At 61.6% G+C, this 13789-nt stretch carries 14 protein-coding genes; 12 read left to right on the top strand and 2 right to left on the bottom strand.

All coding sequences use genetic code 11. The features are described from left to right. The first annotated feature begins 174 nt into the window (after positions 1 to 174). The 6 genes from LVW35_RS28155 to LVW35_RS28180 all read left to right on the top strand — a co-directional run bounded on the left by LVW35_RS28155 (position 175) and on the right by LVW35_RS28180 (position 5469). Positions 175 to 1038, top strand: coding sequence for a YicC/YloC family endoribonuclease (locus LVW35_RS28155; RefSeq protein ID WP_233892961.1), 864 nt, complete (start codon positions 175 to 177; stop codon positions 1036 to 1038). Positions 1039 to 1048: 10 nt separating this feature from the next. Next, entirely contained in the window at positions 1049 to 1669 is a 621-nt protein-coding gene (gene gmk, locus LVW35_RS28160; RefSeq protein ID WP_016975930.1) for a guanylate kinase, read from the top strand. 167 nt (positions 1670 to 1836) lie between these two features. Next, entirely contained in the window at positions 1837 to 2100 is a 264-nt protein-coding gene (gene rpoZ / locus LVW35_RS28165) for a DNA-directed RNA polymerase subunit omega (protein WP_003176920.1), read from the top strand. 60 nt (positions 2101 to 2160) lie between these two features. Then, positions 2161 to 4266: a bifunctional GTP diphosphokinase/guanosine-3',5'-bis pyrophosphate 3'-pyrophosphohydrolase gene (spoT, locus tag LVW35_RS28170; RefSeq protein WP_016975931.1), complete on the top strand. Its 2106-nt coding sequence runs from the start codon at positions 2161 to 2163 to the stop codon at positions 4264 to 4266. 22 nt (positions 4267 to 4288) lie between these two features. Next, the gene (locus LVW35_RS28175) at positions 4289 to 4669 is read left to right on the top strand and encodes a RidA family protein (RefSeq protein ID WP_003176922.1); all 381 of its coding nucleotides are present in this window, start codon (positions 4289 to 4291) and stop codon (positions 4667 to 4669) included. A gap of 56 nt (positions 4670 to 4725) precedes the next feature. Further along, complete coding sequence (locus tag LVW35_RS28180) at positions 4726 to 5469, top strand: hypothetical protein (protein WP_233892962.1); 744 nt, start codon at positions 4726 to 4728, stop codon at positions 5467 to 5469. Between the two features lie 59 nt (positions 5470 to 5528). Here the strand turns inward: LVW35_RS28180 and LVW35_RS28185 are convergent, their stop codons facing one another. Further along, a complete protein-coding gene (locus LVW35_RS28185) occupies positions 5529 to 6380 on the bottom strand; it encodes an SDR family oxidoreductase (RefSeq protein ID WP_233892963.1) in 852 nt (283 codons plus the stop codon). Between the two features lie 186 nt (positions 6381 to 6566). On the opposite strand from LVW35_RS28185, the gene exbB reads away from it, so the two are divergent. The 6 genes from exbB (at position 6567) to LVW35_RS28215 (ending at position 13338) form a co-directional block, all read left to right on the top strand. Then, positions 6567 to 7535, top strand: a complete 969-nt coding sequence (gene exbB, locus LVW35_RS28190) for a tonB-system energizer ExbB (RefSeq protein ID WP_233892964.1) — start codon at positions 6567 to 6569, stop codon at positions 7533 to 7535. A 6-nt stretch (positions 7536 to 7541) separates the two neighbouring features. Then, entirely contained in the window at positions 7542 to 7967 is a 426-nt protein-coding gene (gene exbD / locus LVW35_RS28195) for a TonB system transport protein ExbD (protein WP_003195519.1), read from the top strand. After that, a complete protein-coding gene (locus LVW35_RS28200; RefSeq protein ID WP_017526805.1) occupies positions 7964 to 8713 on the top strand; it encodes a TonB family protein in 750 nt (249 codons plus the stop codon). The genes exbD and LVW35_RS28200 overlap by 4 nt, the downstream gene beginning before the upstream one ends. 142 nt (positions 8714 to 8855) lie before the next feature. Beyond that, positions 8856 to 9776, top strand: coding sequence for a hydrogen peroxide-inducible genes activator (locus LVW35_RS28205; protein WP_016975936.1), 921 nt, complete (start codon positions 8856 to 8858; stop codon positions 9774 to 9776). Positions 9777 to 9784: 8 nt separating this feature from the next. Then, the gene (gene recG / locus LVW35_RS28210) at positions 9785 to 11860 is read left to right on the top strand and encodes an ATP-dependent DNA helicase RecG (protein ID WP_233892965.1); all 2076 of its coding nucleotides are present in this window, start codon (positions 9785 to 9787) and stop codon (positions 11858 to 11860) included. Positions 11861 to 11937: 77 nt separating this feature from the next. Next, positions 11938 to 13338, top strand: a complete 1401-nt coding sequence (locus LVW35_RS28215) for an aminoacyl-tRNA deacylase and HDOD domain-containing protein (RefSeq protein ID WP_233892967.1) — start codon at positions 11938 to 11940, stop codon at positions 13336 to 13338. A gap of 49 nt (positions 13339 to 13387) precedes the next feature. On the opposite strand, the gene LVW35_RS28220 is transcribed toward LVW35_RS28215, so the two are convergent. Continuing rightward, complete coding sequence (locus LVW35_RS28220; protein WP_065948786.1) at positions 13388 to 13768, bottom strand: helicase; 381 nt, start codon at positions 13766 to 13768, stop codon at positions 13388 to 13390. Between the last annotated feature and the right edge of the window lie 21 nt (positions 13769 to 13789).

Consider the following 13789-nt stretch of genomic DNA (forward strand, 5'->3'; position numbering starts at 1 on the left):
TGTACTGAGGACGAAAAACTGCCGAGCATTATAGAGCCGCGAGCCGATTCGGGGCACTGCTAAAAAATCCGGTTACGAATGCTCGGGTTTGGGCGTGTCCGCCCCACTGCGCTACAATCCTGCGCCTTCTTAATCATCAGCCCGTGTTTTCGGGCTGCAACGCGAGGTACCTCCATGGTGCACAGCATGACCGCCTTCGCCCGCGTCGAGAAAGCCGGCGTCCAAGGCACCCTGAGCTGGGAGCTGCGCTCGGTCAACAGCCGTTACCTGGAGCCGCACCTGCGCCTGCCGGAATCGTTCCGCGACCTCGAAGGCGCCGTGCGTGAAGCGCTGCGCCAGGGTATTTCCCGTGGCAAGCTGGAATGCACCCTGCGTTTCACCGAAGAAACCACCGGCAAAGCCTTGCAGATTGACCGCGACCGCGCCGCGCAATTGGTCGCCGCCGCCGAAACCATCGCCGGACTGATCAAACAACCCGCCGCGCTCAACCCGCTGGAAGTGCTGGCCTGGCCCGGCGTACTGGTGGCCGACGCCACCGACCCGCAAGCCCTCAATGCCGAAGCCCTGGCCCTGTTCAATCAGGGCCTCAAGGAGCTCAGGGCCGGCCGCGAGCGTGAAGGCGCCGAGCTGGCCCGCCTGATCAACGAGCGCCTGACCGCTATCGAAGAAGACGTCGTCACCCTGCGTGAGTTGGTCCCACAGATGCTCGCGACCCAGCGCCAGAAGGTGCTCGACCGCTTCACCGACATGAAGGCCGACCTCGACCCGACGCGCCTGGAGCAGGAAATGGTCCTGCTGGCGCAGAAGAGCGACGTTGCCGAAGAGCTCGATCGCCTGAGCACCCACATCCTCGAAGTGCGCCGCGTGCTCAAATCCGGCGGTGCCGCCGGTCGGCGCCTGGACTTCCTGATGCAGGAACTCAACCGCGAAGCCAATACACTGGGCTCCAAGGCGTTCGACCCGCGCAGCACCCAGGCTGCGGTCAACCTCAAAGTGTTGATCGAGCAGATGCGCGAACAAGTACAGAATATTGAGTAAGGCAATCTCCATGACCCACAGCACCGGCACCCTTTACATCATTTCCGCCCCTTCGGGCGCGGGCAAGAGCAGCCTGGTCAAGGCCCTGACCGACGCTGACGAGCAGATCCGGATCTCGGTGTCCCACACCACCCGCGCCATGCGTCCGGGTGAGGTGAACGGCGTGCACTATCACTTTGTCGAGCGCACCGAGTTCGTCAAGATGATCGAACACGGCGACTTCCTGGAGCGCGCCGAAGTGTTCGGCAATCTCTACGGCACGTCGCAAAGCCACCTGCAGCAGACCCTGGATGAGGGACACGACCTGATCCTGGAAATCGACTGGCAAGGCGCCGAGCAAGTGCGCAAGCTGATGCCGCAGGCGCGCTCGATCTTCATCCTGCCGCCCTCGCTGGAAGCGTTGCACCAGCGCCTGACCAACCGCGGCCAGGACAGTGATGAGATCATCGAAGGCCGCATGCGTGAAGCCGTCAGCGAGATGAGCCACTACGTCGACTACGACTACCTGATCATCAACGACGATTTTGCCCACGCACTGGACGATTTGAAGGCAATTTTCCGCACCAATCAGCTCCAGCAAAAGCGTCAGCAGCAGCGTTTCGGCAAATTACTGGCCGAACTGCTCGGCTGATTGGCTCTTCCCAAAACCGCTGCAAGGGCTTTAAATTGGCACTTGTAGCGGTTTTGCGAGGGCCTGCGAAAAATCAGCGCTTCCCTAAACGCTGGTGATTTTTTAAACTGTTCAGTCCGCTCGCCCAACCGGGCAGCGCGCATCTTGCATTCGCTCCGAGGAATACCATGGCCCGCGTAACCGTTGAAGACTGCCTAGAACACGTGGATAACCGCTTTGAGCTGGTCATGCTCTCTACCAAGCGTGCCCGTCAACTGGCCACTGGCGGCAAAGAGCCTCTGGTCCAGTGGGAAAACGACAAGCCGACTGTAGTCGCCCTGCGTGAAATCGCAGAAGGCCTGATGAGCTACGAGTTCATCGCCAACGCCGAGATCGTTGAAGACGAACCGCTGTTTGCAGCGTTCGAGGATGAGTCCAACGAGGCCGTCTAAGCCTATGCCTGGTCGACGTAGCACGGCGCGGGGTCACAGCCAACGGCAGGAGTTCACACTTTGCCGAGCATAGACGCCCTCGCCGATCGCTTATCGGCCTACCTCGGCCCAGACCAGGTCAACCTGGTCCGTCGAGCGTACTTCTACGCCGAACAAGCCCACGACGGCCAACGCCGCCGCAGCGGCGAGGCGTATGTCACCCATCCTCTTGCGGTGGCAAACATTCTTGCCGACATGCACATGGACCATCAAAGCCTGATGGCCGCGATGCTGCATGACGTGATCGAAGACACCGGCATCGCCAAGGAAGCGCTCAGCGCGCAATTTGGCGAAACCGTGGCCGAACTGGTCGACGGGGTCAGCAAACTGACCCAGATGAATTTCGAGACCAAGGCCGAAGCCCAGGCGGAAAACTTCCAGAAGATGGCCATGGCCATGGCCCGCGATATCCGGGTAATCCTGGTCAAGCTGGCCGACCGGCTGCATAACATGCGCACGCTGGAAGTGCTGTCCGGCGAGAAACGCCGGCGCATCGCCAAGGAAACCCTGGAAATCTACGCGCCCATTGCCAATCGGCTGGGCATGCACGCCATTCGTATCGAATTCGAAGACCTCGGCTTCAAAGCCATGCACCCGATGCGTTCGGCGCGCATCTACCAGGCGGTCAAGCGTGCGCGGGGCAACCGCAAGGAAATCGTCAACAAGATCGAAGAGTCGCTGAGCCATTGCCTGGCGATCGACGAGATCGAAGGCGAAGTCAGCGGCCGGCAGAAGCACATCTACGGCATTTACAAGAAGATGCGCGGCAAGCGCCGGGCTTTCAACGAGATCATGGACGTCTATGCGTTCCGGATCATCGTCGACAAAGTCGACACCTGCTACCGCGTGCTGGGCGCTGTACATAATTTGTACAAACCCTTACCGGGGCGCTTCAAGGATTACATCGCGATCCCCAAGGCCAACGGCTACCAGTCGCTGCATACCACGCTGTTTGGTATGCACGGGGTGCCGATCGAGATCCAGATTCGCACACGCGAAATGGAAGAGATGGCCAACAACGGCATCGCCGCCCATTGGCTGTACAAATCCAGCGGGGACGAGCAGCCAAAAGGCACCCATGCCCGCGCCCGCCAGTGGGTCAAGGGCGTGCTGGAAATGCAGCAACGTGCCGGCAACTCCCTCGAATTTATTGAAAGTGTGAAGATCGACCTGTTCCCGGACGAGGTCTACGTGTTCACGCCCAAAGGCCGGATCATGGAGCTGCCCAAAGGCTCCACGGCGGTCGACTTCGCCTACGCCGTGCACACTGACGTGGGCAACAGCTGCATTGCCTGTCGGATCAATCGTCGCCTCGCGCCGCTGTCCGAGCCGCTGCAAAGCGGCTCCACGGTCGAGATCGTCAGCGCACCGGGCGCACGCCCGAACCCGGCCTGGCTGAACTTCGTGGTCACCGGCAAGGCGCGCACGCACATCCGTCACGCGCTCAAGCTGCAACGCCGTTCCGAGTCCATCAGCCTGGGCGAACGCCTGCTGAACAAGGTGCTCAACGGTTTCGACAGCGCCCTGGACAAGATTCCTACAGAGCGTGTGCAAGCGATGCTCCACGAGTATCGCCAGGAAACCATCGAAGACCTGCTGGAAGATATAGGTTTGGGCAACCGCATGGCCTACGTGGTCGCCCGTCGCCTGCTCGGCGAAGGCGAACAGTTGCCCAGCCCCGAAGGCCCGCTGGCGATTCGCGGCACCGAAGGCCTGGTGCTCAGCTACGCCAAGTGCTGCACGCCAATCCCGGGCGATCCGATTGTCGGCCACTTGTCGGCGGGCAAGGGCATGGTCGTACACCTGGACAACTGCCGCAATATCACCGAAATCCGCCACAACCCGGAAAAATGCATCCAGCTCTCATGGGCCAAGGATGTCACCGGCGAATTCAACGTCGAGCTGAGGGTGGAGCTGGAGCATCAGCGTGGCCTCATCGCCCTGCTCGCCAGCAGTGTCAACGCGGCCGACGGCAATATCGAAAAAATCAGCATGGACGAGCGCGATGGTCGCATCAGCGTGGTCCAGTTGGTGGTCAGCGTTCACGACCGCGTGCACCTGGCCCGCGTGATCAAGAAACTGCGTGCCTTGACGGGTGTGATCCGCATCACTCGCATGCGCGCCTAAGCCACATTACAAGGAGTCATTCATGACCAAGACTGTTATCACCAGCGACAAGGCCCCAGCCGCCATCGGCACCTACTCCCAGGCGATCAAGGCAGGCAACACCGTCTACATGTCCGGCCAGATCCCGCTGGACCCAAAGACCATGGAACTGGTGGAAGGCTTCGAAGCACAGACCGTACAGGTCTTCGAAAACCTCAAGTCCGTGGCAGAAGCTGCCGGCGGCTCGTTCAAGGACATCGTCAAGCTGAACATCTTCCTGACCGACCTGAGCCACTTCGCCAAGGTCAACGAGATCATGGGCAAGTACTTCGAACAACCGTACCCAGCCCGTGCCGCCATCGGCGTTGCCGCTCTGCCAAAGGGTGCGCAGGTTGAGATGGACGCGATTCTGGTCATCGAGTAAAACACCCGGCGCAGTCCCCATAGGCTGCGCCGACTTCGTTTTAAAAGGATTTCATGATGCGCAAAGCGCTTGTAGCCTCATCACTGCTCGCCCTGTTACTAGGCGGATGCGCCAGCGACCCTGCCGACCTGGATGTGAGCGGCACCTGGATCAACCAGGTCGCCATTGATGCGGCAGCCAAAGGCGGCCCTTTGCGTGAAGCCCTGCAAAGCTTTGGACCGAACCTCGAGTGGGAGGTGAATACCAAGGCCTCGCAGGCGCGCTACTACAACGGTTTTGAAGTAGCCGAAGGCAAGTTGCTGGGTGAAAAGTCCGGCGCCTGGAGCGTGGACTTCTACGGCAGCTCCGCCACCGAACTCAAGCGCAAACGCAAACAGCTGCTGCAAGTGGCCAACGACAACGAACCTGAACAGCTGTTTGCTCGCCCCAAAGAGCCCGCGCCTGACGGTGCGCCTATCGGCGCCAACTTCGAGCGCGCGCTGTACGCGGCCTACATGGGCGGCGACTGGAAGATCGCCGACGGCTTCGGCAGCGGCGCCATCGTGCAGTTCCAGGCAAACGGCAAGGTTGCCGGCCTGCCCAATGTCGATCAGTACTCGCTGTGCCTGGCGGGCGATTGCGCGTCCATGAGCGGCGGCTACGACAGCATCTGGCTGCAATTGAATGGCCAGGGCAATCCGTGGATCTTTACCCGCAAGGGTAAGCAACTGGAGATCTTCCAAGCGATCAACACCGCACAGGCGGATGAAGTGCCTTCGTTTACGCCAGGACCACGCCAATGGCTGCTTGAAAAGCAATAAGCAGCCGAACGCGTATCCCAATGTGGGAGCTAGCCCGCTTCCACATTTTTCACCGGATTTCAGCCTTTCAGGATCGCCGCGTAGCCTTCGCGGTAAGTTGGGTAAGTCGGCGTCCAGCCCAAAGCCTTGGCCCGGGCATTGCTGCACTGCTTGCTGCCGGCACGACGCACACTGGCGTCCTCGGACCACTCCGTCACACCCAGATACTCGCGCAACCACGCCACTACTTCCGCCAGTGGCGCAGGCGCATCGTCAACGCCGATGTAGACCTTGTCCAGCGAACCACCCTGCTCCACATGTCGCAACAAAAACGCCAGCAAACCCGCTGCATCTTCCGCATGAATGCGGTTGCCATATAAAGGTGGGTCGATTGCCACCCGATAGCCCTGGCGGACCTGACTCAGCAGCCATTCGCGACCGGGACCATATATACCGGTGAGGCGCACGATGCTGGCCGGGAACCCGCTATTGAGCGCCACTTGCTCGGCTTCCAGCATCACCTGCCCGGAATACCCCTTCGCTTGAGTCTCGGACGTTTCGTCGACCCACTCACCATTTTGCTGCCCGTAGACACTGCTGCTGGATACAAACAGCAGGTGCTTCGGCTCCTGGCCGTAATCGCCCAGCCACTCCAGCACATGTTTCAGCCCTTCTACGTAAGCGGCACGATAGCCTGCCTCGTCATGGTCAGTCGCAGCCGCGCAGTACACCAGGTAATCCACCCCGCCAATCGGCCAGGTGTCAGGGCAATCTTTCTTGAACAGGTCGCCGGCGATGCCGATCACTCCGTCGGGCAGCCGCGAAATATCACGACGCAGGCCATGGACCTCCCATTTCGAGGCGAGCAATTGGCTGGCCAGCCGACTCCCCACATCGCCACATCCGGCAATCACAACAGAAGGCGCTGACATCACAAAACTCCGTACGGAAAGGTCTAGGTTAGCCCTCGCGGGTGACCGACGGCCAGAAAAAGCACAAATAAAGTTACTGTATTACTTCTGTTAACAAGAATTACTTGCAATAATAACCGCCCATTTGTCCTCGACCCCTGGGTCTGGAAGGACGATCACTCATTTTTTTACTCAGGTCCGGCCAGCATGACACGTAATACAACCCCCGCTTCGCCAACCAAGCTTCACAGCCCTTCCCGCGCCTGGCGCGCGATTGCTGCGCTGCTGTTCAGCGTACTGCTGGCACCGACCGCCGCCTTCGCTGATGCCACAGCGCCAGCCACACCGGCTGCTGCCGCGACGCCGGCAACTCCGACGGCAGCACCAACAGCCACCGACCCGGCTATGGCGGCTGACCCAACCTCCGCCGATGACAACGGTGTGGTGCTGGAAGAAGACAACACCCTGGGCATGGCTCATGACCTGTCGCCGTGGGGCATGTATCAGAACGCTGACGTGGTGGTAAAAGCCGTCATGATCGGCCTGGCCATTGCTTCGATCATCACCTGGACCATCTGGATCGCCAAGGGCTTCGAGCTGCTGGGCGCCAAACGTCGTCTGCGCACTGAAATCGTCCACCTGAAAAAGGCCACCACCCTCAAGGAAGCCAGCGAAAGCGCGACCAAGAAAGGCACCCTGGCCAACACCCTGGTACACGACGCGCTGGAAGAAATGCGCCTGTCGGCCAATACCCGCGAAAAAGAAGGCATCAAGGAACGTGTTGCCTTCCGCCTGGAGCGTCTGGTGGCGGCCTGCGGTCGTAACATGAGCAGCGGTACCGGTGTGCTGGCGACCATTGGCTCCACCGCACCGTTCGTCGGTCTGTTCGGCACCGTGTGGGGCATCATGAACAGCTTCATCGGCATCGCCAAAACCCAGACCACCAACCTCGCCGTCGTTGCCCCCGGAATCGCCGAAGCCCTGCTGGCGACTGCCCTGGGCCTGGTTGCCGCGATTCCTGCGGTGGTGATCTACAACGTCTTCGCCCGTTCGATTGCCGGCTACAAGGCCCAGGTATCGGACGCGTCGGCAGAAGTCCTGCTGCTGGTCAGCCGCGACCTCGATCACCTGCCTACCGAGCGCAGCTCGCAACCGCACATGGTGAAAGTGGGGTAATCGGCCATGGGCCTGCATTTGAATCAAGGCGACGACGAACTCGTCGAGAACCACGAAATCAACGTCACGCCGTTTATCGACGTGATGCTGGTGCTGCTGATCATCTTTATGGTGGCAGCACCGTTGGCCACCGTGGATATCAAGGTCGACCTGCCCGCGTCCAGCGCAAAACCTGCGCCACGGCCAGAGAAACCGATCTTCCTCAGCGTCAAGGCGGACCAACGCCTGTTCCTGGGCGAAGAAGAAGTCAAAGCTGAAACCCTGGGACCGGTGCTTGATGCCAAGACCCAAGGCAAGAAAGACACGACGATCTTCTTCCAGGCTGACAAGGGCGTTGACTACGGCGACCTGATGAGCGTGATGGATGCCCTGCGTGCAGCCGGCTACCTCAAGGTCGGCCTGGTCGGACTTGAGACGGCAGCCAAGAAATGATCACGACGCGCCACAAACTGACGCGTTATGGCACCAGCCTCGCCGTCGTACTGGGCGTGCATGCCGTCGCGATCGCTATCGCGCTTCATTGGTCCGCGCCGCGCACGGTGCAGTTGCCACCGGCTGCCATGGTCATCGACCTGGCGCCGATGCCAGCCCCACCGCCGCCAGCGCCGCCCAAGGTGGTAACGCCGCCGCAACCGCCTGCACCGGTGGAAGAGCTGCCCCTGCCGAAATTGGCCGAGGCGCCCAAACCAACGATCCAGGTGCCCAAGCCGGTCAAGCCCAAGCCCAAACCACAGCCGCCCAAACCGGTAGAGAAGAAGATCGAGCCGCCCAAGGAGAAACCCTCCGAGGACCCGCCGAGCGACGCTCCGCCGACCCAGGCACCGGCTGAAAAATCGGCCCAGCCCGTTCCTGGCCCTTCGCCGCAACAGATCGCTGCCAAGGCATCCTGGGAAGGCACCCTGCTGGCACACTTGCAGAAGTACAAGAAGTACCCGCCAGGTGCCCAGGCGCGTGGCAAGGAAGGATTGAACCGCCTGAAGTTCGTGGTGGATGCGGACGGCAATGTGCTGTCCTACGAGTTGGTGGGCCGTTCCGGCAACGCCGACCTGGACCGCGCCACACTGGACATGATCCGTCGTGCCCAGCCGCTGCCAAAACCGCCAGCGGACATGCTCAAGGGTGGCAGCATCGAGATCGTTGCACCGTTTGTGTACAACATCGAGAAACGTCGTCGCTGAAAATGAAGATGGTGAGGGGCAATCCTCACCCCCTTCAGCAAAATCTGCGCAACTGAGCGCTCAATCCCCAGCAAAGTTCTGATAACGTGCGTCTATCGATTGCAGCCGGTATGCTTGGCCCGCAACCTCATGGACGCTCGCTATGACTCTTACAGAATTACGCTACATCGTTACCCTCGCCCAAGAGCAGCACTTCGGCCACGCGGCCGAGCGCTGCCACGTCAGCCAGCCGACGCTGTCGGTGGGCGTGAAAAAGCTTGAAGACGAACTCGGTGTGCTGATTTTCGAGCGCAGCAAAAGCGCCGTGCGCCTGACGCCTGTGGGCGAAGGCATCGTGGCCCAGGCCCAGAAAGTGCTGGAGCAGGCGCAGAGCATTCGCGAACTGGCCCAGGCCGGCAAGAACCAACTGACCGCGCCACTTAAAGTGGGTGCCATCTACACCGTCGGCCCGTACCTGTTCCCGCACCTGATCCCACAACTGCACCGCGTCGCGCCGCAGATGCCGTTGTATATCGAAGAAAACTTCACCCACGTGCTGCGCGACAAACTGCGCAACGGCGAGCTGGACGCGATCATCATCGCCCTGCCGTTCAACGAGGCGGATGTACTGACCTTGCCGCTCTACGATGAGCCGTTCTACGTGCTGATGCCGGCTTCCCACCCGTGGACGCAAAAAGACACCATCGACGCCGGCCTGCTCAACGACAAGAGCCTGCTGCTGCTCGGCGAAGGCCACTGCTTCCGCGACCAGGTCCTGGAAGCTTGCCCGACGCTGACCAAGGGCAACGACGGCGCCAAGCACACCACCGTGGAATCCAGTTCCCTGGAAACCATCCGCCACATGGTCGCGTCCGGCCTGGGCATTTCGATCCTGCCGCTGTCGGCAGTGGACAGCCATCACTACGCCCCCGGCGTGATCGAAGTGCGCCCACTGACGCCGCCGGTGCCTTTCCGTACCGTGGCGATCGCCTGGCGCGCCAGCTTCCCACGGCCGAAAGCGATTGAGATCCTCGCCGATTCGATCCGCCTGTGTTCGGTGGCCAAGCCGACGGCTGCGAGCTAAGCAACGGTATGACTGAGCTGTCGCAGGTGTCGGTGACGGCACTCAAGGGTGTCGGTGAAGCCATGGCCGAGAAGTTGGCCAAGGTCGGCCTGGAAAACCTCCAGGACGTGTTATTCCACCTGCCCTTGCGCTATCAGGACCGGACCCGCGTAGTGCCCATAGGCCAGTTGCGCCCAGGGCAGGACGCGGTGGTCGAAGGCACCGTCAGCGGTGCCGATGTGGTGATGGGCAAGCGCCGCAGCCTGGTGGTGCGCCTGCAGGACGGCACCGGCGGCCTGAGCCTGCGCTTCTACCATTTCAGCAACGCGCAGAAGGAAGGGCTCAAGCGCGGCACCCGCGTGCGCTGCTACGGCGAAGCGCGGCCCGGTGCGTCCGGCCTGGAAATCTATCACCCGGAATACCGCGCCATCACCGGTGACGAACCGCCGCCGGTCGACACCACGCTCACGCCGATCTACCCGCTCACCGAAGGCCTGACCCAGCAACGCCTGCGCCAACTCTGCATGCAGACGCTGACGATGCTCGGCCCGAAAAGCCTGCCCGATTGGCTGCCTCAGGAACTGGCCCGCGACTATCAACTGGCGCCGTTGGACGATGCGATCCGCTACCTGCATCACCCACCCGCCGACGCCGATGTCGACGAACTCGCGCTCGGTCATCACTGGGCCCAGCACCGTTTGGCCTTTGAAGAACTGCTGACCCACCAACTGTCCCAGCAACGCCTGCGCGAAAGCATGCGTTCGCTACGTGCGCCAGCCATGCCCAAGGCAACACGTTTGCCGGCGCAATACCTGGCCAATCTGGGCTTCGCGCCGACCGGTGCGCAGCAGCGCGTCGGCAATGAAATCGCCTACGACCTCAGCCAGAAAGAACCCATGCTACGGCTGATCCAGGGTGACGTAGGCGCAGGCAAGACCGTGGTCGCCGCCCTCGCCGCCTTACAAGCGCTGGAAGCCGGTTACCAAGTGGCGCTGATGGCACCCACCGAGATCCTCGCCGAGCAGCACTTCATCACCTTCAAGCGCTGGCTCGAACCCCTGGGCCTGGACGTCGCATGGCTGGCCGGCAAGCTCAAGGGCAAGAATCGCGCGGCGGCACTGGAGCAAATCGCCGGTGGCGCGCCGATGGTGGTCGGCACCCACGCGCTATTCCAGGACGAAGTGCAGTTCAAGAACCTCGCGCTGGTGATCATCGATGAACAACACCGTTTCGGCGTGCAACAACGCCTGGCCCTGCGCCAGAAAGGCGTGGGCGGACGCATGAGCCCACACCAGTTGATCATGACCGCCACGCCGATCCCGCGCACCCTGGCCATGAGCGCCTACGCCGACCTCGACACCTCGATCCTCGACGAGCTGCCACCCGGCCGAACCCCGGTCAACACCGTGCTGGTCACCGACACCCGACGTGTCGAAGTGATCGAGCGCGTGCGCGGCGCCTGCGCCGAAGGGCGCCAGGCGTACTGGGTGTGCACACTGATCGAAGAGTCCGAAGAGCTGACCTGCCAGGCTGCCGAGACCACCTTTGAGGACCTCACCAGCGCCTTGGGCGAGCTCAAGGTCGGCCTGATCCACGGCCGCATGAAACCCGCCGAAAAAGCCGCAGTGATGGCCGAATTCAAGGCCGGCAACCTGCAACTGCTGGTGGCCACCACCGTGATCGAAGTTGGCGTGGACGTGCCCAACGCCAGCCTGATGATCATCGAGAACCCCGAACGCCTGGGCCTGGCACAACTGCACCAGTTACGCGGCCGTGTAGGCCGGGGCAGCGCCGCCAGCCATTGCGTGCTGCTCTACCATCCGCCGCTGTCGCAGATCGGCCGCCAGCGTCTGGGCATCATGCGCGAAACCAACGATGGGTTTGTAATCGCCGAAAAAGACCTGGAACTGCGCGGCCCCGGTGAAATGCTCGGCACGCGCCAGACCGGCCTGCTGCAATTCAAGGTCGCCGACTTGATGCGCGACGCCGACCTGCTGCCCGCCGTACGCGATGCGGCGCAAGCGCTGCTCGAACGTTGGCCGGATCATGTCAGCCCGTTATTGGATCGCTGGCTACGCCATGGGCAGCAATACGGCCAAGTGTGACGCCTGACTCACTTAGTCGACCATCAGTTGTATCAAGCTGGTTATACTTCGTTGACTGTAAGAAATTGGATCAGGCCATGTCAGAAGTTGCCCTCGCCACAGCCCCACTGACCGCCCCGCCGGTCATTCGGGCTCTGCTCGCAAAACTCGCCATCCCCTACACGGAGGTCACCGACCTACCGGGCCTGAATCCGGCGCGAAAGGTCCAGGCCGTGTTGCTGGAAGACGCGGTGGGCGCACTGATGGTGCTGTTCCCGCAGAACCAGTTGCTCGACCTCAACCGCCTTACCGAACTCACCGGTCGCCGCCTCACGGCCGTGTCACCGGATCGCGTCGAACGCATGCTGGGCAAGCACGAACTGAGCCTGCTGCCAGGCCTGCCGCCGCTCACCAGTTCCCCGTGCCTGTACGAAGGCAGCCTGCTCAACGAACCGAGCCTGCTGGTGCATTCGGGCGAAGCAGGCCTGTTGCTGGAGATCTCCAGCGACGCATTCAAAACCATGCTCACCAAGGCCAGCGCCGGCCATTTTGGCGAACCATTGAGCAACATTCGCCCTAACCTCGACCGCCCGAATGATGACCGTGAGGAAATCACCCAGGCGATGCAGGCGTTCACCGCCCGCCGCATCCAGCAACGCCTGGAAGCGACCATCGAGATACCACCGCTGGCGGATACCGCGCAGAAGATCATCAAGCTGCGCGTCGACCCGAATGCCACCATTGATGACATCACTGGCGTGGTCGAAACCGATCCTGCCCTGGCCGCCCAGGTCGTGAGCTGGGCCGCCTCGCCGTACTACGCCTCGCCGGGCAAGATCCGCTCCGTGGAAGACGCCATCGTGCGCGTGCTGGGCTTTGACCTGGTGATCAACCTGGCACTGGGGCTCGCCCTGGGCAAGACCTTGAGTCTGCCCAAGGACCGCCCGCACCAGTCCACGCCGTACTGGCACCAGTCGATCTACACCGCCGCCGTGATCGAAGGCTTGACCCGCGCCATGCCTCGCGCCCAGCGCCCGGAAGCCGGCCTGACCTACCTCGCCGGTTTGCTGCATAACTTCGGCTACCTGCTGCTGGCCCATGTGTTTCCGCCGCACTTCTCGCTGATCTGCCGTCACCTGGAGGTCAACCCGCACCTGTGCCACAGCTATGTCGAGCAACACTTGCTGGGCATCAGCCGCGAGCAGATCGGTGCGTGGCTGATGCGCTACTGGGACATGCCGGACGAACTGTCCACCGCGCTGCGCTTCCAGCATGATCCGACCTACGATGGGCAATACGCTGAGTACCCGAACCTGGTGTGCCTGGCTGTACGTTTGCTGCGTAGCCGCGGGATTGGCTCCGGGCCGGATGAGGCGATTCCGGAGGCGTTGCTTGAGCGTCTGGGCTTGAGCCGTGACAAGGCTGAGGAAGTGGTCGGCAAGGTGTTGGATGCCGAGGTGTTGTTGCGCGAACTGGCCTCCCAGTTCAGTCAGGCCTGACGGCAGCTGCAAGCTCCAAGTAATCAGCTTCAAGCTTGCAGCTTGTGGCTCATCGCTTGGAACTGCGCTTGCGCCCCAAATACTTGGTCAACCCCTGGAACCAGATCACCAGCGCCGGGTTGCCCTTGATCTGGATCGACTTGTCCTGAATCCCCGTCATGAACGCCAGTTGCTTGTTCTTCGCCTGCATGGTGGCGAAGCCGTAAGCGGCATCTTTAAACGCAATGGCAAACGCAGGCGCAGGGTGCACACCCGAGCGGCTGGTGATGCGCTGGTCTTTGACGATGAAGTGACGGGCAACCTTACCGTCAAGGGTCTGCAACTGGAACGCCAGGTCTTTATCGCCCAACTGTTGCTGGAAGGCAGGATTGGTGCGGCTGGCTTTGCCCATCATCAGGCCCAGCACCCACAGGAGAAGACGAAATTTCATGCACACGGCCTCGGTGTAATT

Origin of the sequence: Pseudomonas sp. HN11 (genome assembly GCF_021390155.1) — a bacterium.
In the GTDB taxonomy this organism is placed as follows: Bacteria; Pseudomonadota; Gammaproteobacteria; order Pseudomonadales; family Pseudomonadaceae; genus Aquipseudomonas.